Source organism: Burkholderia sp. Bp8986 (assembly GCF_003854225.1).
Classification (GTDB): Bacteria; Pseudomonadota; Gammaproteobacteria; order Burkholderiales; family Burkholderiaceae; genus Burkholderia.
In genome coordinates this window covers 60194-82316 of the sequence record NZ_QTQM01000012.1, presented here as the reverse complement: position 1 = coordinate 82316, position 22123 = coordinate 60194, and the positions used below count along the sequence as shown (strand labels likewise).

At 66.5% G+C, this 22123-nt stretch carries 23 protein-coding genes and 4 tRNA genes; 11 read left to right on the top strand and 16 right to left on the bottom strand.

Annotated elements, in window-relative coordinates:
- Positions 1-56 precede the first annotated feature (56 nt).
- From DID99_RS13915 to rph, 8 genes are all read right to left on the bottom strand, one after another.
- Complete coding sequence (locus DID99_RS13915) at positions 57-1367, bottom strand: MFS transporter (RefSeq protein WP_124571021.1); 1311 nt, start codon at positions 1365-1367, stop codon at positions 57-59.
- Positions 1368-1654: 287 nt separating this feature from the next.
- Positions 1655-2146, bottom strand: a complete 492-nt coding sequence (locus tag DID99_RS13905; RefSeq protein WP_124571020.1) for an energy transducer TonB — start codon at positions 2144-2146, stop codon at positions 1655-1657.
- Positions 2147-2381: 235 nt separating this feature from the next.
- Positions 2382-2675, bottom strand: coding sequence for a hypothetical protein (locus tag DID99_RS13900; RefSeq protein WP_044848553.1), 294 nt, complete (start codon positions 2673-2675; stop codon positions 2382-2384).
- A 161-nt stretch (positions 2676-2836) separates the two neighbouring features.
- Positions 2837-3238, bottom strand: a complete 402-nt coding sequence (locus tag DID99_RS13895) for a hypothetical protein (RefSeq protein ID WP_124571019.1) — start codon at positions 3236-3238, stop codon at positions 2837-2839.
- 152 nt (positions 3239-3390) lie between these two features.
- A tRNA-Ser gene (locus DID99_RS13890) sits at positions 3391-3478 on the bottom strand.
- 42 nt (positions 3479-3520) lie between these two features.
- Entirely contained in the window at positions 3521-4735 is a 1215-nt protein-coding gene (gene hemW, locus DID99_RS13885; protein WP_124487791.1) for a radical SAM family heme chaperone HemW, read from the bottom strand.
- Between the two features lie 34 nt (positions 4736-4769).
- Positions 4770-5399: an RdgB/HAM1 family non-canonical purine NTP pyrophosphatase gene (gene rdgB, locus DID99_RS13880; protein WP_044848529.1), complete on the bottom strand. Its 630-nt coding sequence runs from the start codon at positions 5397-5399 to the stop codon at positions 4770-4772.
- Positions 5392-6132 (bottom strand): ribonuclease PH, encoded by a 741-nt coding sequence (rph, locus tag DID99_RS13875; RefSeq protein ID WP_124666950.1) that lies wholly within the window; start codon positions 6130-6132, stop codon positions 5392-5394. Before rph ends, rdgB begins: the two co-directional genes overlap by 8 nt.
- Positions 6133-6307: 175 nt before the next feature.
- On the opposite strand from rph, the gene DID99_RS13870 reads away from it, so the two are divergent.
- The 4 genes from DID99_RS13870 (at position 6308) to DID99_RS13855 (ending at position 10613) form a co-directional block, all read left to right on the top strand.
- Positions 6308-7231: a YicC/YloC family endoribonuclease gene (locus DID99_RS13870; RefSeq protein WP_124487794.1), complete on the top strand. Its 924-nt coding sequence runs from the start codon at positions 6308-6310 to the stop codon at positions 7229-7231.
- A 6-nt stretch (positions 7232-7237) separates the two neighbouring features.
- The gene (gene gmk, locus DID99_RS13865) at positions 7238-7921 is read left to right on the top strand and encodes a guanylate kinase (RefSeq protein WP_124487795.1); all 684 of its coding nucleotides are present in this window, start codon (positions 7238-7240) and stop codon (positions 7919-7921) included.
- A gap of 58 nt (positions 7922-7979) precedes the next feature.
- Positions 7980-8183 (top strand): DNA-directed RNA polymerase subunit omega, encoded by a 204-nt coding sequence (rpoZ, locus tag DID99_RS13860; RefSeq protein WP_044848533.1) that lies wholly within the window; start codon positions 7980-7982, stop codon positions 8181-8183.
- A gap of 63 nt (positions 8184-8246) precedes the next feature.
- Complete coding sequence (locus DID99_RS13855; RefSeq protein ID WP_044848534.1) at positions 8247-10613, top strand: bifunctional (p)ppGpp synthetase/guanosine-3',5'-bis(diphosphate) 3'-pyrophosphohydrolase; 2367 nt, start codon at positions 8247-8249, stop codon at positions 10611-10613.
- Positions 10614-10809: 196 nt separating this feature from the next.
- Here DID99_RS13855 and DID99_RS13850 read toward each other — a convergent pair.
- The 3 genes from DID99_RS13850 to DID99_RS13840 all read right to left on the bottom strand — a co-directional run bounded on the left by DID99_RS13850 (position 10810) and on the right by DID99_RS13840 (position 11162).
- A tRNA-Arg gene (locus tag DID99_RS13850) sits at positions 10810-10886 on the bottom strand.
- 61 nt (positions 10887-10947) lie between these two features.
- A tRNA-Arg gene (locus tag DID99_RS13845) sits at positions 10948-11024 on the bottom strand.
- A 61-nt stretch (positions 11025-11085) separates the two neighbouring features.
- Positions 11086-11162, bottom strand: a tRNA-Arg gene (locus DID99_RS13840).
- Between the two features lie 131 nt (positions 11163-11293).
- Between DID99_RS13840 and greB the strand changes: the two genes are divergently transcribed.
- Positions 11294-11857: a transcription elongation factor GreB gene (greB, locus tag DID99_RS13835; RefSeq protein ID WP_124496799.1), complete on the top strand. Its 564-nt coding sequence runs from the start codon at positions 11294-11296 to the stop codon at positions 11855-11857.
- Between the two features lie 108 nt (positions 11858-11965).
- On the opposite strand, the gene DID99_RS13830 is transcribed toward greB, so the two are convergent.
- Together DID99_RS13830 and DID99_RS13825 are read right to left on the bottom strand one after the other, a co-directional pair.
- Entirely contained in the window at positions 11966-13108 is a 1143-nt protein-coding gene (locus DID99_RS13830) for a porin (protein WP_124666949.1), read from the bottom strand.
- Positions 13109-13616: 508 nt separating this feature from the next.
- Positions 13617-13886, bottom strand: a complete 270-nt coding sequence (locus tag DID99_RS13825) for a hypothetical protein (RefSeq protein WP_044848537.1) — start codon at positions 13884-13886, stop codon at positions 13617-13619.
- 393 nt (positions 13887-14279) lie between these two features.
- Here DID99_RS13825 and DID99_RS13820 point away from each other — a divergent pair, with 393 nt between their 5' ends.
- Together DID99_RS13820 and DID99_RS13815 are read left to right on the top strand one after the other, a co-directional pair.
- On the top strand, positions 14280-14483 hold the full coding sequence (locus DID99_RS13820; protein ID WP_006476615.1) for a cold-shock protein: 204 nt from the start codon (positions 14280-14282) through the stop codon (positions 14481-14483).
- 161 nt (positions 14484-14644) lie between these two features.
- Positions 14645-15772 carry an exonuclease domain-containing protein gene (locus DID99_RS13815; RefSeq protein ID WP_124666948.1) on the top strand — a complete coding sequence of 376 codons (1128 nt, stop codon included), beginning with the start codon at positions 14645-14647 and terminating at the stop codon, positions 15770-15772.
- A 31-nt stretch (positions 15773-15803) separates the two neighbouring features.
- Here DID99_RS13815 and DID99_RS13810 read toward each other — a convergent pair whose 3' ends face one another.
- Positions 15804-16397 (bottom strand): chorismate mutase, encoded by a 594-nt coding sequence (locus tag DID99_RS13810; RefSeq protein ID WP_124521672.1) that lies wholly within the window; start codon positions 16395-16397, stop codon positions 15804-15806.
- 227 nt (positions 16398-16624) lie between these two features.
- On the bottom strand, positions 16625-16771 hold the full coding sequence (locus DID99_RS37260; protein WP_009690993.1) for a hypothetical protein: 147 nt from the start codon (positions 16769-16771) through the stop codon (positions 16625-16627).
- 198 nt (positions 16772-16969) lie between these two features.
- Here DID99_RS37260 and DID99_RS13805 point away from each other — a divergent pair, with 198 nt between their 5' ends.
- The 4 genes from DID99_RS13805 to DID99_RS13790 all read left to right on the top strand — a co-directional run bounded on the left by DID99_RS13805 (position 16970) and on the right by DID99_RS13790 (position 21561).
- Complete coding sequence (locus tag DID99_RS13805; protein WP_124571016.1) at positions 16970-17359, top strand: DUF2946 domain-containing protein; 390 nt, start codon at positions 16970-16972, stop codon at positions 17357-17359.
- A 127-nt stretch (positions 17360-17486) separates the two neighbouring features.
- On the top strand, positions 17487-19835 hold the full coding sequence (locus DID99_RS13800; protein ID WP_124666947.1) for a TonB-dependent receptor: 2349 nt from the start codon (positions 17487-17489) through the stop codon (positions 19833-19835).
- The gene (locus DID99_RS13795; protein ID WP_124666946.1) at positions 19823-21082 is read left to right on the top strand and encodes a sialidase family protein; all 1260 of its coding nucleotides are present in this window, start codon (positions 19823-19825) and stop codon (positions 21080-21082) included. Before DID99_RS13800 ends, DID99_RS13795 begins: the two co-directional genes overlap by 13 nt.
- Positions 21079-21561, top strand: a complete 483-nt coding sequence (locus DID99_RS13790) for a TlpA family protein disulfide reductase (RefSeq protein ID WP_124666945.1) — start codon at positions 21079-21081, stop codon at positions 21559-21561. Before DID99_RS13795 ends, DID99_RS13790 begins: the two co-directional genes overlap by 4 nt.
- Before the next feature lie 83 nt (positions 21562-21644).
- Here DID99_RS13790 and DID99_RS13785 read toward each other — a convergent pair whose 3' ends face one another.
- Positions 21645-21899 (bottom strand): GlsB/YeaQ/YmgE family stress response membrane protein, encoded by a 255-nt coding sequence (locus DID99_RS13785; RefSeq protein ID WP_044848544.1) that lies wholly within the window; start codon positions 21897-21899, stop codon positions 21645-21647.
- Positions 21900-22123: the final 224 nt, after the last annotated feature.

Below are 22123 nucleotides of genomic sequence, written 5' to 3'. Positions count from 1 at the left end.
CCCCGGATCGAGCATAGGCGGCGACCCCGCCGCACAACCCGGGGCGCCTCGAGGGCTCAGACGAGCGATGCGTCGCGGGTTTCGCGCATCAGCAGCACGCCGACCAAGCTGATTGCCGCCGCAACCGACACGTAGCCGCCGACCCACGACAGGCCGCCGCGCGCGGCGAGCAGCTGCGCGATGTATGGCGCGATCGACGCGCCGAGGATCCCGCCGAGGTTGTACGCGACCCCCGCGCCCGTATAGCGGACGTTGGTCGGGAACAATTCGGGCAGCAGCGCGCCCATCGGCGCGAACGTCACGCCCATCAGGAACAGCTCGATGGTCAGGAACAGCGCGACGAGCGGCATCGAGCCGCTGCCGAGCAGCGGCTCCATCGCGAAGCCGGACGACAGCGCGGCGATCGCGCCGACGACCAGCACCGGCCTGCGGCCGAAGCGGTCCGAGGCCCACGCCGACAGCGGCGTCGCGAGCCCCATGAACACGACCGCGAAGCACAGCAGGCCGAGAAAGCTCTGGCGCGGAATATGCAGCGTCGACACGCCGTACGACAGCGAGAACACCGTCGAGATATAGAACAGCGTGTAGCAGACCACCATCGCGAGCGCGCCGAGCAGCGTCGGCTTCCAGTGTTGCGAGACGAGCGTCGCGACCGGCACGCGCACGCGCTCGTTGCGGTCGAGTGCGGCCTGGAACGCCGGCGTCTCGGTGATTTTCAGCCGCACGTACAGGCCGAGCGCGACGAGCACCGCGCTGACGAGGAACGGGATGCGCCAGCCCCAGCTGCGGAATTGTTCGTCGGACAGCGACAGCGCGAGCGCGAAGAACAACCCGTTCGACATCAGGAAGCCCACCGACGGGCCCAGCTGCGGGAACATCCCGAACCAGCCGCGCTTGCCTTGCGGCGCGTGCTCGGTCGCGAGCAGCGCCGCACCGCCCCATTCGCCGCCGAGGCCGATCCCCTGGCCGAAGCGCAGCACGCACAGCAGCACCGGTGCGAGCGCACCGATCGTGTCGTAGCCGGGCACGAAGCCGATCGCGGTGGTGGACACGCCCATCACGAGCAGCGACGCGACGAGCGTCGATTTGCGGCCGATGCGGTCGCCGAAGTGGCCGAACAGGAACGAGCCGATCGGCCGCGCGATGAACGCGATGCCGAACGTGACGAATGCGGACAGCGCCTGGGCGGTCGCGGAGCCGTGCGGAAAGAACACGGGGCCGATGACGAGTGCCGCGGCGGTCGCGTACACGTAGAAGTCGTAGAACTCGATCGCGGTGCCGATGAAGCTCGCGAACACGATGCGCCGGTGGCTGACGGCGCCGGCCGAACCGGTTGCGTGTGCAACGGCCGGGGGAGATGCGGACATGGATGTCTCCGTTTTGTCGTTGGGCGGTCGGCCGGGTGAGCGCTCGGGCAAGCGGACGCCTGCCGGGAGCGGCCGAGCGGATGAGGCGGCGGCGTGGACGCGCGGCGTGGCGCGGACGTCACCCGCCGGTCGACGATGGAGACGGATAGGTCGCCGCCGCCCGGTGCCGGCGTGGTCGGCTCGCATGCCGGGTGCGGCGCGCGAACGCGCGCGGGAGGGTGGCCGCGCGATTGCGGAAAATTATAGCCAGCGCCGCGACATGGCGGCAAACGCGGGCGGGCGCGGGCTCAGTCGATCGATTGCGCCTGCGCGGATGCGGTGCTTTGCAACTGGAAGTGGCCGTCGTCGTTGAACAGCCAGCCTTCCATCATCTCGAGCCGGCCATTGCCGTCCAGCAGTTTCGACGGCGGTGGCGGCAGTGGCGCCGAGCGGCGCAGCGACGCGAGCGCGAGCGCTTCCGCTTCACTGTCGCCGTTGCTGCGATAGACGGATGCGTTGACGAGCTGGCCACTGCGATCGACGGTGAACGCGACGACGACGAGCGAGCGCAGCATCGCCTGCGGCACCCCGTGCGACACGGCGGACGGATTGTGCTCGGCGACGCACTGCGCGACTTCCACGCGGTACTGGTCGCGATTCGCGCTGCGGATGACCGACGGAATCGTCAGGATCGAGCGCAGCGACGGGGGCGGCGTGATCGTGCAGGCGGCAAGCATGACGGCGGAGACCAGCGCGGCAATGCGCAGCCGGTCGACGCCCGGGCAGGGAAGAGAAGGCATGGGGGAGTGCCGGAGGGTGACGATAAAAAAATGATAGGCGTCTGCGCGCGGCGCGTTATCGGGACAAACGCATAGCACGCGAAGCGCGATGTGCCGATTCGCGGATGATGGCGATTCGGCGGGGCTTCCGGCGCGCATCGCGACGCGATGTGACATGACACGTGACCATGCGGGCACGACGATTGCGCACGCGCGGCGCGTCCCTGACGCAACGGCAGCGGCGTACTCGACCGGCTCAGTAGCCGTGTGTCACGAGCGATAGAACGGACAGGTCCGGATGCGTGCCGTCGATGATGGTCTTGCCGATGTGCACGGCTTCATGCACCGCTTCCTCGACGCTCGCGAAGCTTTCTTCGCCGTCCGCATGGAACGGCACGGCATGATCCGGCAGCGCGGGGTTCACGCCCGGATGGCAGACATAGCCTGTGTAGGTGTAGCGCGCATCGCTGCCGGGGACGAGGCCCGGCACCACATGGATCTCGAAGCCTTCGTAATCGACGTGATCGGGCGCTGTCGACAGTTCGGTCATGGCGGTCTCCGTGTGCCGCACGCACGGATGGTGCGGGCGGCATCGAATTGCGGCGGCGGTCGTGTCGCCGTGCTGATCGAATTCTAGGCGATGGCGGCCCGGCCCGTGAGGGCTGCGCGCGTCGCCAGCGGCAACGTCGAGCGTGCCGCAGGCGGTGCGTGTTACCGCGTGCAGCGCGCGTCCTTGCGCTGCACCACGAGGATCACCGGATACTTCTGGCCGTGCTCGAGTTCCACCGGCGCGACGACCGTCAGCGTCGCCGGGTCGGAATCGTCGTACACGCTGACCTGCTCGTTGCGGATGTAGGTCACGCCGGTGCAGTTCGACGCGCGCCCGTCATCCGACACCTTGCACTGGAGCTCGTTTTCCTTCAGGTAGTTGTACGGCGTCGGGCTCGCGAGATATTCGCGCAGGCCGCGCGGCGAGCCGCCGACGCCCTTCACGTACGCGATCGCGCACGACGGTGTTTGCGCGTCGGTGCCGGAGGCGGAATCGGCGGCCGCTGCGTGCGTGCCGACGGCGGCCAGCAGGGCGACGAGCGACGAGGCGATGAAGGGCTTCATGACGTGGATTTCCCGTTTCGCGAATCGGAGCGCCGGATTGTAACGGCATCGGGCGAGATGCGTCGGCAGGCAGAGGGGGCAGCGTGCGCGGCGCGCCGCGGACAAACAAAAACCCCGTCATTCGATGAATGGACGGGGTTGGGCGAACTTCCTGGCGGAAGCGGTGAGATTCGAACTCACGGACAGTTTCCCGTCGCCGGTTTTCAAGACCGGTGCCTTAAACCGCTCGGCCACGCTTCCACACGAGGCGGCATTGTAACCGAAATGCCGCCTCGTTCCGCTTCAATCGTCACGCAGGAACAATTCCTGCAGGTCGTTGAGGAAACGCTGGCCGAGCGGCGTCGGCGCGATCTGCGCGAAATCGCGCGTGATCAGCCCGCGCCGTTCCGCTTCCTTCAGTGCCGGCTCGATCGTGCTGATCGGCAAACCCGTGCGTTCGACGAAGCCGTGCACCGGGAAGCCCTCGACGAGCCGCAGCGTGTTCAGCATGAACTCGAACGGCAGGTCGCGCGCCCCGACTTCACGCTCTTCCTGCACCGGCGTGCCGGCCGTCGCCTGTTCGATGAAGGTGGCCGGATGCTTGTAGCGCGCCTGCCGCAGGATCCGGTTCGGGAACGACAGCTTCGTGTGCGCGCCCGCGCCGATCCCGAGATAGTCGCCGAAGCGCCAGTAGTTCAGGTTGTGCTTGCACTGATGATTCGGCTTCGCGTACGCCGACACTTCGTAGCGGTCGTAGCCGGCCTCGGCCGTGCGCGCGTGGATCCATTCCTGCATGTCGGCCGACGCGTCGTCGTCGGGCACCGCGGGCGGAAACTTCGCGAACAGCGTGTTCGGCTCGAGCGTCAGGTGATACAGCGACAGATGCGGTGGCGCGTACGACAGCGCGGTCTCGATGTCGGCCCGGCATTCGTCGAGCGTCTGGTTCGGCAGCGCGAACATCAGGTCGAGGTTGAAGTTGTCGAACGTCTTCGCGGCGATCTCGACGGCCGCGCGCGCCTGCGCGGTGTCGTGAATACGGCCGAGCGCTTTCAGATGGCCTTCGTTGAAACTCTGGATGCCGACCGACAGGCGGTTCACGCCGCTCGCGCGGAATTGCGCGAACTTCGCGGCCTCGAACGTGCCCGGGTTCGCCTCGAGCGTGATCTCGGCGTCGGCATCGAGCGGCAGCAGCGCGCGCACGTCGGACAGCAGCCGGTCGAGGCCGGCCGCGGACAGCAGGCTCGGCGTGCCGCCGCCGATGAACACCGTATGCACCTGCCGGCCCCAGACGAGCGGCAGCGCCTGTTCGAGATCGGCGCGCAGCGCATCGAGGTACTCGGTTTCCGGAAACCGCTCGCCTTTCCACTCGTGCGAGTTGAAATCGCAGTACGGGCACTTGCGCACGCACCACGGAAAATGCACGTACAGCGCGAGCGGCGGCAGCGACGTGAGCCGTACCTGCCCGGGCGACGTGAAGGTCGCGACGACGCGCGCGCCGGTTTCCGCCGCCTGGCTCATGCGGCCTCCGGTTGCGAATGCGTGACGAGGACGATCATGCCGGTTCCTCCGCGAGCCGCGCGAGCAGCGCCTTCAGCGCGAGCGCGCGATGGCTGTGCGTGTTCTTCACGGCCGGCTCGAGTTCGGCCGCCGTCGCGCCGAGCGACGGCAGGAGGAAATACGGGTCGTAGCCGAATCCGTGCTCGCCGCGCGGCGTGTCGACGATCTCGCCCACCCAGCGACCTTCGGCGAACAGCGGTTCGGGATCGTCCGCGTGGCGCACCAGCGCGAGCACGCAGCAATAGTATGCGCGTCGGTCTGCGACGCCGCGCAGCTGCTCGACGAGGTACGCATTGTTGGCCGCGTCGCCCTTGGCGCCGCCCGCGCGCTGCGCATAGCGCGCCGAATAGACGCCCGGTGCGCCGCGCAGCGCGCGCACGCACAGCCCCGAATCGTCGGCGATCGCCGGCAGGCCGGTGAGCCGCGACGCGTGCCGCGCTTTCGTCAGCGCATTCTCGATGAACGTGCCGAACGGTTCTTCCGCCTCGGGCACGGCCAGGTCGCCCTGCGGCACGATCTCGATGCCGACCGTCGAGAACAGCGCGGTGAATTCGCGCAGCTTGCCGGCGTTGTTCGACGCGAGCACGATGCGCGACAGCGGCGCGAGGGTGCGATCATCAGACATGGCGGGCGCCCAGCACGTCCTTCTGCAGCTGCACGAGCTGGCCGATCCCGTTTTGCGCGAGGTCGAGCAGCGCGTTCATCTCGGCGCGCGAGAACGGCACGCCTTCGGCGGTGCCCTGGACTTCGACGAAGCCGCCGGCGCCCGTCATCACGACGTTCATGTCGGTATCGCACTGCGAATCTTCGGCGTAGTCGAGATCGAGCACGGGCGCGCCTTCGTACACGCCGACCGAGATCGCGGCGACGTGGTCGGTGATCGGCGAGCGCGCGAGCTTGCCGGCCGCGATCAGCTTCGACACGGCGTCGTGCGCGGCGACGAAGGCGCCGGTGATGCTGGCCGTGCGCGTGCCGCCGTCGGCCTGGATCACGTCGCAGTCGATGTGGATCGTGCGCGGGCCGAGCGCCTCCAGATCGAACACCGCGCGCAGCGCACGGCCGATCAGGCGCTGAATTTCCTGCGTGCGGCCCGTCTGCTTGCCGCGCGCCGCTTCACGGTCGCTGCGCGTGTGCGTCGCGCGCGGCAGCATCCCGTATTCGGCCGTCAGCCAGCCCTGGCCGCGATCGCGCAGGAATTCGGGCACGCGCTCGGCGACGCTCGCGGTGCAGATCACCTTGGTATCGCCGAATTCGACGAGTACCGAGCCTTCGGCGTGTTTCGTGTAGTGGCGCGTGAGGGCGACCTTGCGCAGTTCGTCGGCGCGGCGGCCGCTCGGGCGGGACAGGGAAGACGTCATGGGGGAATCGTGGACGGAAGAGGAAACCCCGATTTTAGCGCCGAACGGCAGGCGTGCCCGGCGGGGTGGGGCGCAAAAATGGGATAATGCGCGCTTCCCGCCCCGCGCCTTGCAATGCGCCGGGCGCCTCGACATATTCCCGCCCGTGAAGGGCACCCAGACGGCGAGACGAACCATGATCTACAGCATGACGGGCTATGCGAGCGCGACGCGCGAACTCGCGACGGCCACCGGCAACGGCGGCACCAGCGTGTCGGTCGAACTGCGCACCGTGAACTCGCGCTTCCTCGACCTGAATTTCCGCATGCCGGACGACGTGCGCGCGTGCGAACCCGCGCTGCGCGAAATGCTGATGAACAAGCTGTCGCGCGGCAAGGTCGACGTGCGCATCAACCTGCAGCGCGGCGAGCAGAGCATCGGTGCGGGCGCGCTGAACCAGACGGCGCTCGGCCAGCTCGCCGAGCTCGAGCGTTCGGTGCTCGATTCGTTCCCGGGCGTCGGCCGCCTGCGCGCGGGCGAGATCCTGCGCTGGCCGGGCGTGCTCGCCGAGAGCGGCGTGTCGGCGGACGCGATCCGCGACGCGGTGCTCGCGTGCGGCAAGGAAGCGATCGGCGAGCTCGTCGTCGTGCGTTCGCGCGAAGGCGCGCAGCTGGCGACGATGCTGCTGTCGAACGTCACCGAAATGGAAGCGATCGTCGCGCGCATCACGCCGCTCGTGCCTGAGCTGATCGCGAAGCATCAGCAGAAGATCGTCGAGCGGCTGCAGGAAGCGCTCGGCATCGCGGCGCCCGAAGGCAGCGCGCCGATCGTCACGCGCGAGGAAGCCGCGGAACGCATTCGTCAGGAAGTGACGATGTACGGCATCCGGATCGACATCGCGGAAGAGCTGTCGCGACTCACCGCGCACCTGAACGAAACGCGTCACGTGATCGAGAAGGGCGGCCGCGTCGGCAAGCGTCTCGACTTCATGATGCAGGAACTGAATCGCGAAGCAAACACGCTCGGCTCGAAGGCGGCGGCGAAGGAACTCGCCGACGCATCGATGGCGCTCAAGCTGTTGATCGAGCAGATGCGTGAGCAAGTGCAAAACCTGGAGTAAAGCAACATGACCGACCTCAACCGCGACGGCCACGCGTCGCATGCGCTGCACGGCGGCGTCTATCCCGGCAACCTGTTCATGGTCGTCGCGCCGTCGGGTGCCGGCAAGTCGACGCTCGTGAACGCGTTGCTGTCGAAGGACAGCGACATCTGCCTGTCGATCTCGTACACGACGCGCAAGCCGCGCCCGGGCGAGCAGGACGGCCAGCACTACCACTTCACGACCGTCGAGGATTTCCGCGCGCGCCACGCCGCGCACGAATTCCTCGAGAGCGCGGAAGTGCACGGCAACTATTACGGCACGTCGCGCGTCTGGATCGAAGAGCAGATGATGAACGGCCACGACGTGCTGCTCGAGATCGACTGGCAGGGCGCACTGCAGGTGAAGAAGCAGTTCCGCAACGCGGTCGGCATCTTCATCCTGCCGCCGTCGCTCGACGCGCTCGAGGAACGTCTGAAGAAGCGCGGCCAGGACGAACCGAACGTGATCACGCGGCGCCTGCTGGCTGCCGGCAGCGAGATCGCGCACGCGTCGGAAGCGGAATACGTCGTGATCAACGAGAATTTCGATCGTGCGCTCGCCGAACTCGAATGCATCGTCGCGGCCACGCGCCTGCGCTTTGCTTCGCAGTACGCGCGACACGCGGAGCTGTTCATCGAGCTCGGCATCCATCTGCCTCACGCGGAATGACGCGAGGGTAGAGGGACATAAGGTAGAATAACGACTATATTCAGAAGGAATTTCCAACATGGCTCGCATTACCGTCGAAGACTGCCTGAAGCAAATCCCCAACCGCTTCGAACTGGCGCTCGCCGCCACCTACCGCGCGCGGCAGCTCGCGCAAGGCCATACGCCGAAGATCGAGAGCCGCGACAAGCCGACCGTCGTCGCGCTGCGCGAGATCGCCTCCGGCCAGGTCGGCGTCGAGATGCTGAAGAAGGTGCCGGTGTAACGCGCATCCGGCCCGTTCCAGCCATGTAGTCCACGCGCGCAACGACTCGACCTGGAGGCGAATATGAGCACCACCCCATCGTCCGCCTCCGCGGATTCGACCACCGAAGCCACGGCCCAGTCGCCTGCGCGCCAGTACATCGACGCGGTCCTCGAACAGTCCTTTCGGCACCTGTTCGGGCCGACCGCCACGCCGGAGCAGCCGCGCAAGCACGGCGTCGTTTCGATCGCGAAACTGACGGGCGTGCTTGCCGAGTATCTCCCTCCGGAAGAAATCAAAGAGGTCAAGGCGGCGTTCCACTTCAGCGACGAAGCCCACCTCGGTCAATATCGCCAGAGCGGCGAACCCTACATCACCCATCCCGTCGCCGTCGCGGAAATCTGCGCCGGCTGGAAGCTCGACGCGCAAGCCGTCATGGCGGCGCTGCTGCACGACGTGATGGAAGACCAGGGCGTGACCAAGAGCGAGCTGGCCGAACGGTTCGGCCCGAAGGTTGCCGAACTGGTCGACGGCCTGTCGAAGCTCGACAAGATGGAGTTCCGCAGCCGCGAGGAAGCGCAGGCGGAAAACTTCCGCAAGATGCTGCTCGCGATGGCGCGCGACGTGCGCGTCATCCTCGTCAAGCTCGCCGACCGTCTGCACAACATGCGCACGCTCGGCGCGGTGCCGATGGAAAAGCGCCGCCGCGTCGCCCGCGAAACGCTCGACATCTATGCGCCGATCGCGCACCGCCTCGGGTTGAACAACACGTATCGCGAGCTGCAGGACATGAGCTTCGCGAACTTCAACCCGCATCGCTACGCGACGCTCGAGAAGGCCGTGAAGGCCGCGCGCGGCAACCGCCGCGAAGTGATCAGCAAGATCCTAGAGGCCGCCCAGCGCGCGATGGGCGATGCGAAGCTCGACGCCGAGATTACCGGCCGCGAAAAGACGATCTACAGCATCTATCGCAAGATGCGCGACAAGCAGCTGTCGTTCTCGCAGGTGCTCGACGTGTACGGCTTTCGCGTCGTCGTCGAGAGCCCGCTCGACTGCTACACGTGCATCGGCGCGCTGCACGCGCTGTACAAGCCCGTGCCCGGCAAGTTCAAGGACTACATCGCGATCCCGAAGATCAACGGCTACCAGTCGCTGCACACGACGCTCGTCGGCCCGTTCGGCGCGCCGATCGAGTTCCAGGTGCGCACGCGCAAGATGCACGAGATCGCCGAGGCCGGTGTGGCCGCGCACTGGCTGTACAAGAACGGCGGCGCGGACCTGAACGACGTGCAGAAGCGCGCGCACCAGTGGCTGAAGTCGCTGCTCGACATCCAGAGCGAAGCCGGCGATTCGAGCGAGTTCCTCGAACACGTGAAGATCGACCTGTTCCCGGATGCGGTCTACGTGTTCACGCCGAAGTCGAAGATCATGGCGCTGCCGCGCGGCGCGACGGCGCTCGATTTCGCGTATTCGATCCACAGCGATCTCGGCAACCAGTGCGTGGCCGTGAAGATCAACAACGAGTTGCTGCCGCTGCGTACCGAGCTGAAGAGCGGCGACATCGTCGAGGTGATCACCGCGCCGTATTCGAAGCCGAACCCCGCATGGCTCGGCTTCGTGCGCACCGGCAAGGCGCGTTCGGCGATTCGTCACTACCTGAAGACGATGCGCCTGAACGAGTCGGTGCAGCTCGGCGAGCGGCTCGTCGACCAGAGCCTGAAGGGTTACGGGCTCGCGCTGGCCGATGTGGGGCCGGAAGTGTGGGAGAAGCTCGTCCAGTGGACGGGCAACAAGAGCCGCCAGGAAATCTTCGCGGACATCGGCCTCGGCCGCCGCGTCGCCGCGGTGATGGCCAAGCGCATCGAGGTGCTGATGAGCGGCCGCGATGCGGACGACGATCTGCCGAAGTCCGAGCGGCACCCCGCGCATAATGCGCCGCCGGTCGTGATTACCGGCACCGAAGGGATGTCCGTGCAGCTGTCGGCGTGCTGCCGGCCGATTCCGGGCGACGCAATCATGGGCTATATCGGCATCGGTCTCGGGATGGCGATTCATACGACGGATTGCCGCGTCGCGCAGCGCATCCATCGCCGCGATCCGGGCCGCTGGATCGACGTCGAATGGGCGCCGCAGCCGGGTCGTCTGTTCGACGTCGCGGTGAAGGCGCTCGTGAAGAACACGAAGGGCATCTTCGCGCGCGTCGCGGCGGATATCACGTCGGCGGACGCGAACATCGTTCACATCGCGATGGACGAGGATCTGACGCACGAATCGACGGTGCTGCGCTTCGTGATCCAGGTGAGTGACCGCGTGCATCTCGCGAACGTGATGCGGCGCGTGCGGACCAATCCGGACGTGATGCGGATCATGCGCGAGCGCTCGACCGACGACAGCGTGCACGCGCGTCATGACGGCGGCATGCGCATCGAGCGCGAGCGGCAGGATTACTGACGCCGCGCATTGCGATGCAGCGGAATGAGACGGCGGCCACGGGCCGCCGTTTTCGTTTGTGATGTGGGCTTGGCGTTGTGTGGCGGCAGCTCCCGCACGATTCGGGCGCGATCGGTGTTGCCGGGAAGAGGAGGAGAGGCGAAGAGGGTAAGCGGAAAAGAAAAAAGGGCCTTCCCGGAGGAAGGCCCTTCTGAGGTGGCGCGGCTGGCAGGATTCGAACCCACGACCCCTTGGTTCGTAGCCAAGTACTCTATCCAACTGAGCTACAGCCGCACGCAAAGCGGTACTACTTCAACTGTCGGAACCTTCTACGGTGGGAAGGTTCCCAAAAAGGTGGCGCGGCTGGCAGGATTCGAACCCACGACCCCTTGGTTCGTAGCCAAGTACTCTATCCAACTGAGCTACAGCCGCACGCAAAGCGGTACTACTTCAACTGTCGGAACCTTCTACGGTGGGAAGGTTCCCAAAAAGGTGGCGCGGCTGGCAGGATTCGAACCCACGACCCCTTGGTTCGTAGCCAAGTACTCTATCCAACTGAGCTACAGCCGCACGCAGAAGCGGAAGTATAGCAGGGTTGTATAAAAAGGGAAGCCTTATTCGCAAAAAATGTCACCCGATCTTGGGAAGGCCGCCTTCGTGTACCCTTGAAGCATCAGTCATCCATGCGTTGAATCTGCATCATGAACAAGGCGTTTGTCAAAGAGTCGGACGGCGACGACGACGATCTCGACCCGGGTCAGCCCGCGATTCCGGCGGGCACGAAGAATTACATCACCCCGGCCGGCCACAAGCGGCTCAGGGACGAGCTCCTGAACCTGATCGACGTCGAGCGTCCCGAGGTCGTGCGGCTGGTGTCGTGGGCCGCGTCGAACGGCGACCGGTCGGAGAACGGCGACTACATCTACGGCAAGCGGCGGTTGCGCGAGATCGACCGCCGGATCCGCTTCCTGACGAAGCGGCTCGATCTCGCCGAAGTCGTCGACGCGAGCCGCCAGGAGAACGTCGACCAGGTGTTTTTCGGCGCGACCGTCGATTACGCGACGCCGGACGGCGAGGATCATACCGTTACCATCGTCGGGATCGACGAGGTCGATCTCGATCGCGGTTGCGTCAGCTGGATCTCGCCGGTCGCGCGGGCGCTCATCAAGGCGAAGATCGGCGATACCGTCACGCTGATGACGCCGGCCGGTCCCCAGCCGATCGACGTGCTCGACGTTCGCTATCCGGCGTCGGGCAGCGCGTGAGCATGGCGCGGCGCATGCGTGGGGTGCAGCGCTGAAACGAACGAGCGCCCCGGGTGGGGCGCTTCGTCATGACGGTCCTGGCCGAACGACCGGGCTCACACGCATCGCTCAGAAGCGATGGCGCATGCCGGCCGTGACGGCGATCTGCTTGTTGGTGGACGACGCGGTGCCGAGCCCGTTGATGTTCGCGCCGATCGCCAGGCCGTCCGCATTGACCCGCTGGTATTCGCCCTGCAGGTACAGGTCGGTGCGCTTCGACAGCGCATAGTCGGCCTGCAGGTTGAACTGGTGCCAGCTCGGCGTCTGGCCGTCGAGGCGGCTGTCGGTGTACGTGTACGAGCCGGCGAGCGAGAACGCCGGCGTCAGCGCGTAGCGGCCGTTCACTTCGTAATTGTTGAAGCGCGTGCCGCCGATGAGCGGGATGCCGCCCGACACGCCGGACTGCCCGGCGCTGATCCTGGCCGAATCGGTCAGGCGTGTCTGCGTGAACACGAAGCCGGCCGTCGCGGGCCCGAACGCGTAGTTGAGGCCCGCGCCCCAGGTGCGCTGACGGCTGGCGCCGAACGTCCAGTCGCCGGCTACCGCGCCCGGGTCGCTGGCCGCGAGCGCCAGCGCGTTGACGTTGTTGTTCAGCTGCATGTACGCGGCCGCGACGTTGAAGCCCATGTAGCTGTACGACGCGCCGACGCTGTACGCGCGGTTGTTCGAGAAATTGCTGGAATTCGAGAAGCCGTACAGCGCGCCGAATTTCAGGCCGCCGTAGTTCGCGCTCTGGTACTTGACCGCGTTGTTGATCCGGAACGAGTTGTTCAGGTTGTCGTTGTCGAACGGGTGCGCGAACTGCGTGCCGCCGTACTGGGTGCCGGTCAGCGACAGCGGGCCGAGGAAATCGACGACGCTGTCGTACTGGCGGCCGAGCGTGAGCGAGCCGTAGCTCTCGTGCGCGAGCCCGACGAACGCCTGGCGGCCGAATTCGCGGCCGTTCTGCTTGAGTGAACCGTTATTGATGCCGAAGCCGTTTTCCAGCGTGAAGATCGCCTTCAGGCCGCCGCCGAGATCCTCGGTGCCGCGCAGGCCCCAGCGGCTGCCGTTGATCGAGCCGCTCGTCTCCTGCCACGCGCTGTGACCACCCTGGTTGTTCGTGTAGGTGATGCCGGCGTCGATCAGGCCGTACAGCGTGACGGCGCTTTGCGCATGGGCGCCGGTGGCGTACGCGCCCGCCAATGTCGCGACGATCAGGGTCTTTTTCATGATCTGTCTCCAAACAGGATGATGTCGATCGAACCTGCTGCGGGCATCGGCGGCGTCGCAGGTTGGCGACGCCGTGCGCATTGGGCGCGGCACCCTCGTCGGATATCCATTTGCAGTGTACGGATCGGTCCGGGCGTAGAAGAAAATTGCTTCCCGCAATACTGTATTTTGAATCCGGCAAGAATCAGCATATGCGCCGAGAGGCCCGGCCATCAAGACTTTGCGGCAATGCAGCACGCGAAAAAAGCAATCAGGACTGCGTATCGGGTGTCGCGGGCGTTGCGCGATCGCGACAGGCGGTCAATGACGGGCGAGAGCACGCCTAGCGCGATTATTGACACATCGGCAATAGAGGTTTGTGCGGGGCATGGATAATGAAAGGATGTTCTCTCGCTATACTGCGATCTCTGCTTTCCGAAGCAGACTTTTTCGTTGACGGAAAAGATCTCCAAACCTTTGTCGGCGCGACTTCCCAGTCGCGCTTTTTTTTGCCCTGTCGTTCCGATCCCTACTGCGCGTACGAGCGCCGCTTGCGCTTGCGCTTGCCGGTCGGCTGCGTGTCGTCGGCTTCGGCCTGCGGCGGTGTGTACGTCCAGTCTTCCATTACGTAGTGACGGGCGTCCAGCGGTGACGCCAGCAGGTTCTGCCAATGATCGCCGTGCCAGGTCGGGTCGAACTCGGTGTCGCACGGCGCTTCACGGGTCTCGGCCAGCGCGCGGGACTTGCGGCGTACGCGTGCAAGCCGGCTCGCGAAGCGCTTGAATCCGTCCAGCCACATGGCCTTCTCCTTCCCATTGCCTTTGCACCAGCATCGCAACGTCCCCCGTTTTCCGCAACCCGGAAAAAACCCGAGGAATTTACCGAAACGATTCGTCCCCGGTATGTTTTTCACGATTTCGATTATTGGCGATCCGATCCCGGTAATATTGACAGGTTCTTGATGCGAATCAATTAATAAAAGGCGATCGTGTACCGATTCCAGTGGCATTAGCGTTTTTTTGATAAAGAAAGCCCTAAAAATTCCCTTGACGCACCCGGATTGTCCAATTTATAAAGTCAGCACTCCGTCCCCGGGCGGAGCGCTGGGGGGAGTGTCGGCGCGCCGTTGCGGGATTTCGGGAAGCGGCTATAACAGTAGCTTTTTTGATCTAAACGAGTGGGGAACGAAGGTATGGATACCGGTATCGTAAAATGGTTTAACGATGCTAAAGGTTTCGGCTTTATTACGTCCGACAATGGCGGCGAAGATTTGTTTGCGCACTTTTCCGAAATCCGGATGGACGGCTTCAAAACGCTGAAGGAAAACCAGCGCGTTTCCTTTGACGTGAAAGTCGGGCCGAAAGGCAAGCAGGCAGCGAATATCCAGGCGGTCTGACGCGCCACGCTTCGCCGATCACGTCCGGCCCCCGCATCGCGGGGGCTTTTTGCTTTCCGGGGCACGAAAATCGGCGGCCGGCGAATCGATTCGGGTTCGGACTGGTCGCGAACGCATCTGCCGGTGCATACTCACGAAAGCATCGTTTCCCCCGTCTTTTCATGTCCGATTCCCGTCCGTCCGATCCCGCCTGCGACCAGCCGCTCGTCTTCGTCGACCTCGAAACCACCGGCGGCTCCTCCGCCGAGCACCGCATCACTGAAATCGGCGTGGTCGAACTCGGTCCGCTCGGCGTATCGACATGGACGACGCTGGTCAATCCGGGACAGTCGATTCCGCCGTTCATCCAGCAGCTGACGGGCATTTCCGACGAGATGGTGCGCGACGCGCCTTCGTTTGCGTCGCTCGCGCCCGCGCTGTTCGAGCGGCTCGACGGCAAGCTGTTCGTCGCGCACAACGCGAGCTTCGACCGTGGCTTCCTGCGCGCCGAATTCGAGCGCGCCGGCATCGCGTTCAATCCGGACGTGCTGTGCACGGTGCGCCTGTCGCGCGCGCTGTTTCCGCGCGAGGCGCGGCACGGACTCGATGCGCTGATCGAGCGGCATGGCCTCGTTCCATCCGCCCGCCACCGGGCACTCGCGGATGCCGATCTGCTTTGGCAGTTCTGGCGGCAATTGCACGAGATCGTGCCGCTCGAGCGTCTGCGCGACCAGATTGCGCGTACGACGCGCCACTTCCGTCTCGCGGGCGGCATGACCGAAGCGTGGCTCGATACCGCGCCGGCCGGCTGCGGCGCGTACGCGCTGTTCGGGGAGGACGACGAAGCGCTGTATGTCGGCCGCAGCGTGCGCGTGCGGCAGCGCTTGCGCGCGCTGCTGACCGGCGAGCGGCGCTCGTCGAAGGAAATGCGGATTGCGCAGCAGGTACGGCGGGTCGAGTGGCGGGAGACCGGCAACGAACTGGGCGCGATGCTCGCCGAAGCGCAGTGGATCGCCCGCCTGCGTCCGTCATACAACCGGCGTCCCGCAGCCGATCACGCCCGTGCGGGCAATGCGCCCTGGCCGTTCGACGGTGCGGTCGCTTTCGAAGCGAGCGGCGAGCGCCGCCTGTTTCACGTGATCGACGGCTGGCGCTACCTCGGTACGGCCGAATCGCTCGACGCGGCCATGCGGCTCGTGGCCGACGGCGCGGACGGCGCGTTCGAACCCCATACCCATCGTCTTCTGCAGACGCATCTCGCACGCGGCCTGCAACTCATTCCGCTCGCGGCACTGACGCCTGCCGACTGAGCGGCGCGGGCCGCGGCGCGCGACGCCGCCGTCAGCCGATCGCGCTGGCGCCGCCTGCGGCGCAAACGTGCGACAGCGCGGTGCCGAGCGCCTGCGTCTGGGTGGAGTCGTAGCGGGTGAGCGTCTTCCAGTTCGCGATGCTGCGTGCGAGCCGCGCCTGGCAGTCGGGTGCGTCGCGCAGCGGTGCGACTTGCGCGAGGCCCGTCAGCATCTTTTGCGTGAGCTGGTCGAGCGCCGGCCGCGTGCTGGTTGCGAGGTCGGGCGGCGTGCCTTCCGGCGGCTGCGTCGCGCGCCACTTTGCAAAGAGCGCGTTCTGCACGTCCTTGCTGGCTGCGATCTGATCCTCGAAAAACGTGCGCGCGAACGCCGGATCCACGCCGGACTGTGCGGCGCGCTTCTCCACCGATGCGAGCAGTGCCGCTTCGCGCGGCCGATCCTCGATCGCCTGGTGGTTCGCCCATTTCCATCGCGCGACGGGTTCGGCCAGCGCGAGCCGCTGCGATGCGAGCGCGACGAGATTGGTGAGCGCCGTGTCGTCGCCGTCCGCGCGCGCGATATGCGGTGACGAAAAAAGGGCGACGCCGAGCGCGGCGACAGCGACGCTGGCACGAATGGCTTGTTTCATCGGAACGATCGGGAGAGGGGAGAGCCGGACAGGCCGGAGGTGGAAAACCAGAAGGATAGACGAAGACAGTCGCGCGGCGGAACGACGCGACAGAAGAATCAGCGGACGCGCTGATCCGGCACCGTCAGGCCGTTGCAGCCGGGGTGCGAAGCGATCTGCGCCGAAAACGCAGCGATGAACCGCACGATATCGATCGACACGTGGCGGTTACAGGACGGAACGTAGGTTCACTTCGGCGAGTACAGCTTGTGCTGCTCGTCGAAGAATGCCCGGACGTGCTCGGGCAATTCGGCGAGGAATTCCACGCCGACGGGTTCCGGATCCGGGCTCATCACTTGCTCGGGCGGGGGCATGCGGGTTGGTCTTTCGTCCATGTTCGTTTCTCCAGCGGGTTCAATGATTATCAACCTCGCGCTTGGATTTATGCCAGTGGCGAATCGTTAGATTTTGTCTCTGTTGTATTAACGGCACATGCGCTGCTGCGCGCCGAGCAATGCCGACTATCACACCCTGCACAATCGGCAACAATTGGGCCGCTTGCTATACTTGCGCGCACTTTTTCCTGGACCGCGATGAAACGAACGACGCGATGGATCGGCCTCGTATGGCTGGCGCTGGTACTGAACGTACTGTCGCCCGTCGTCGGCTACGCGCGTCTCGCATCGAGCGGTTCCGGCGGGCTCACGCTCGAGTTGTGCAGTGCGGCAGGCGCTCGCGAGGTCGTCCTCGCGGAGTCCGGCGACGACCGCGGCGCGGCGTCGTTCGATCATGCCGGCGTGCCGCACTGCGTGTACTGTCCCGGCTTCGCGGCGAACGTCGCGCTCGGCACGAGCCTGCCCGCGTTGCCGGGTTTCGTACGCGCGTTCGCGTACCGGGCGGCCGCCCCGGCCGTTCCCGATGTTCCCCGCACGGGCATCCGTCTCGCGCAGCCGCGCGGTCCGCCTGAAAACGTCCCGATCTGATTGATATCGTTCGCGCGCCCCGGTGGCGCGCGTGCCGCCCGCGGCCCGGTCCGCGCGCCGTGCCGTCTGTGCGCGGCGCGTTGGCTTGCGTGCGGCGGCGTCCGGTCACGTTTTCAGGAATTCATCCATGTCGTTCACCTTCGCCGCGCGGCCCTCGCGCGGCCGGCTCGCGCTTGCCTGCGCGGCCGCTTTTGCCTGGCCGGCCGCGCAGGCGGCCTCGATCGATGGCGCATCCGCCGCGCCGGTGCCCGCCGGCGCCGGCGACCCGGCCGGCCGTGCCGCACCGGTCGCCGCGCTCGCCTCTGCGGGCGACACGCTGACCGCCGTCAGCGTCACCGCGAGCCGGCAACCCGTCGATCCGGATACGCCGGCCGTCGTCGAGTCGATCACGCGCGAGCAGATCGACGCGCATACCAACGTCACCACCGAGGACGCGCTGAAGTACGCGCCCAACCTGATGGTTCGCAGGCGCTACATCGGCGACCGCAACAGCGTGTTCGCCGGCCGCGACTTCAACGAACTGCAGAGTGCGCGCGGGCTCGTGTACGCCGACGGCCTGCTGCTGTCGAACCTGCTCGGCTCGAGCTATGCGTATCCGCCGCGCTGGTCGCTGATCGCGCCCGACGATATCGCGCGCGTCGACGTGCTGTATGGCCCCTTTTCCGCGCTGTATCCCGGCAATGCGATCGGCTCGACCGTGCTGCTGACGACGCGGCGTCCCGACAAGCTCGAGGCGTCCCTGTCGACGCAGTTCTTCACGCAGCGCTATCACGACGGCTACGGGTTCGCGGACAGCTTCGGCGGCAATCACCAGGCCGCTCGGATCGCGAACCGCGTCGGCAAGTTCTGGTTCTCGCTGTCGCTCGACCGGCTGGAGAACGACGGCCAGCCGATGCAATATGCGAGCCCCAACGCCGCCTACAACCCGCAGCTGGGGGCCGCGGTGCCCGTGACGGGCGCGGCCACCGACATCGGCCCCAACGGCAAGCCGCGCACGATCGTCGGTGCGCAGAACATCGAGCGGACCGAGCAGCTCAACGAGACGGTCCGGATGGGCTATGCGTTCACGGACCGCGTCGACGCGACGCTGACGCTCGGGCACTGGGAGAACCATTTCCGGCAGCACGGCGAAACCTTCCTGCGCGACGCGGCCGGCAATCCCGTGTACGGCGGCAACGTGTCGCTCGGCGGCCGGAACGTGACCGTCGCGCCGAGCGCGTTCGCGCCGCAGCGCGGCGACCAGGAGAACTGGCTGTACGCGCTCGGGCTGAACGGCCGGCTCGATTCGGGCTGGCGGCTGTCGGGCGTGGTTTCCGCCTACGACGTGTCGCGCGACGTGCTGCGCGCGGCATCGACCGTGCAGGGCGGGGCGGGCACGCTGTTCCAGGGCGACGGCACGGGCTGGCGCACGCTCGACCTGAAGGCCGAGGCGCCGGAAGTGGAGGGGCACACGCTCACGTTCGGCTATCACTACGACAACTACTTCCTGCGCAACGTCACGTACAACACGGCCGACTGGCTGGCCGGGCCGACCACGTCGCTCGCGAGCGTCTACCGGGGCGACACGCGCACGCAGGCGCTGTTCGCGCAGGACGCGTGGCGTTTCGCGCCCGGCTGGCTCGCGACCCTCGGCCTGCGCTACGAGCGCTGGGATGCGTACGGCGGCGCGCTCGGCAACGCGAACGGCACGCTCGGCTACGCGGACCGCGGCGCGAATGCGCTGTCGCCGAAAGTCGCGCTGCAATGGGACGCGACGGACGTCTGGCGTTTCCGGCTGTCGTTCGCGACCGGCACCCGCTTCCCGACGGTCGGCGAGCTGTTCCAGGGCACGATCTCGAACAACGCGATCGTCAACAACAACCCGAACCTGCGGCCGGAAAAGGCGATCGACTGGGACTTCACGGCCGAGCGCGACGTGGGCGTCGGCGTCGTGCGCGCGAGCGTGTTCCAGAGCGACCTGCGCGATTCGATCTACAGCCAGACGACGGTGTCGGGCGCGTCGACCGTCACCAACATCTCGAACGTCGATCGCGTGCGCGTGCGCGGCGTCGAGCTCGCGTTCAGCGGCCAGAACGTCGGGCTGCGCGGGCTCGACATCGACGCGAACGTGTCGGCGAGCAACGCGCAGACCCTGGCCGACACCGCGAATCCCGCGTACGTCGGCTCGCGCTTTCCGCGCATCCCGCGCATGCGCGCGAACCTGCTCGCGTCGTACCGCTTCGACGAGCACTGGCTCGCGAGCGTCGGCGTCCGCTACTCGGGCCGCCAGTTCAACACGCTCGACAACAGCGACGTGAATCCGGACGTGTACGGCGGCACGAGCATCTTCACGGTCGTCGACCTGAAGGCGCGTTACCGGTTCGATCGTCACTGGACTGCGTCGGTCGGCATCGACAACCTGACGGACCGCCGCTACTACGTGTTCCATCCGTATCCGGGCCGCACTTTCTTTGGAGAACTGAAATGGTCGCTGTGAAATCGCTTGCGGCAGGCTGCGCGCTGTGGCTCGCGGCGCTGTCGCCTGCCGGCGCGCACGACGCGCCGAAAGCCGCCGATCCGCACGCGGCGCACATGAGCATGCAGGCCGCACCGGCGCAACAGAAGCAGCCGCTCGCGACCGGCGCCGCGTTCGACGCGCGGCACCGGCTGTGGGTCGCATGGGTCGAAGGCGCGCGCGTCGTCGTCGCGCACTCGGACGATGCGGGCCGCACGCTGTCCGCGCCCGTGACCGTCAACGCGATGCCCGAGCCGATCTACACGAGCGCGGAGAATCGCCCGAAGATCGCGACGAGCCCGGACGGTCGCGCAGTGTACGTATCGTGGTCGATGCCGCTGGATGCGCCGTACACCGGCATGGTGCGCTTCGCGCGTTCGCTCGACGGCGGCGCGACCTGGAGCGTGCCGGTCACCGTGCATCGCGACCGGCAGGCGATCACGCACCGCTTCGACATGATGGCGGTCGATCCGGCCGGCAACATCGCGATCGCGTGGATCGACAAGCGCGATCTCGTCGCGGCGAAGGCGGCGGGGCAGGCGTACGAAGGGGCGGCCGTCTACTACGCGGTGTCGCGCGACGGCGGTGCGTCGTTCGAGCCCGAGCGCAAGGTGACGGATCACACGTGCGAATGCTGCCGCATCGCGATGGCGATCGATCCGGCCGGGCACATCGAAGCCGTGTGGCGCAACGTGTTCCCGGGGCAGATCCGCGACCATGCGCTCGCGGTGTTGCCCGTTTCGGCATCGGAGTCCGTCGTGCCGGTGCGTGCGACGTTCTCGAACTGGCATGTCGAGGCTTGCCCCGAGCACGGGCCGGCGCTCGCGATCACGCCGGACGGCACGCGCCATCTTGCGTGGTTCGGCGTCGTCGACGGCCGCGCCGACGTGTTCTATTCGCGCATCGGCGCCGATGGCCGGCCGAGCGGCACGCCGTGGGCGTTCGGCGCGAATCCGGCGGTGCCGGCCGAGCAGGCATCGCATGCGGCACTCGTCGTGCGCGGCGAGGTCGTCTGGCTCGCATGGAAGGCGTTCGACCGCGACACGATGCAGATCAAGCAGCGCCGCTCGGACGATCGCGGCGAGCACTGGTCGGCGCCGCGCGTGATCGCGTCGACGTCGGGCGCGAGCGACAACCCGCAACTGCTCGACGATGCGGGCCGCATCTACCTGTCGTGGCGTACGCGTAACGACGGCTACCGGCTGATTGCCGTGGAGGGGGCGCAATGAAACGGCTGATCGTGTTGATCGGCGCCGTGTTCGCAAGCCTGCCGGGATGGGCTGGCGGACTGCAGCCGCTGCGCGCGGCCGAGGTCGCGAAGGTGTACGCGACGGCGCACGAACGGCCGCTCGCAGTCGAGATCTGGTCGCTCGATTGTGGCTACTGCCACGAGAACGCCGCGCATCTGGTCGCGTGGCAGCGCCGCCATCCGGACGTGCAGCTCGCGATGGTCTCGATGGACGCGTACGACGACAACGGTGCGGCAATCGCACAGGCGCTCGCGCAAATGAACCTGCCGCCGCAGGTCGCGCAGTATGCGAACGCCGAGCCGATGCCCGAGCGTCTGCGGGCGGCGCTCGATGCGGGATGGCGGGGAGAAATGCCGCGTACCGTGTGGGTCGGCCGCGACGGCGCACGCGACGCGCGCAGCGGCTTGCTGACGACCGACGTGCTCGACGGCTGGTTGCAGCGCGGCAAGCGCCGCTGAAACGGACGGCGGCGCGGGGGATGCCCCGCGCGCCGCTTCGATGCGACAAACGAAAGCGCGCCCGAAGGCGCGCGAGAAGATCGTCAGGCCGCGCGCCTGAACAGCCGGATCACGAACAGCAGGATCACGGCGCCGATGACCGCGACGATCACCGAGCCGATGAAGCCGCTGCCGAGGGTGATGCCGAGCAGCCCGGCCAGCCAGCCGCCGATCACCGCGCCGACGATACCGACGATGATGTCGACGATCAGGCCGAACCCGCCGCCCTTGACGAGCACGCCCGCCAGCCAGCCGGCGATCGCGCCGATGATGAGCCACATAATCAAGCCATGAGTCATGGTGATCCTCTCCTTGTGTTGAGTCGAAATGACCGGACGTCGGCTGTTTCACCGCAAGCTGCATGAAGCGGCATGCGACCCGCCGCGCCGCCCACGCAATGTAACGCGATAGACGGGTCGGAATCGTTAAGTAATGTTATGCACCCTTAACGGGTTTTTCCAGAGGATTCGTCTGTCATTCGAAATGAATCTGTAAGGAGGGGCCGCACGATTGTGCGTCATGC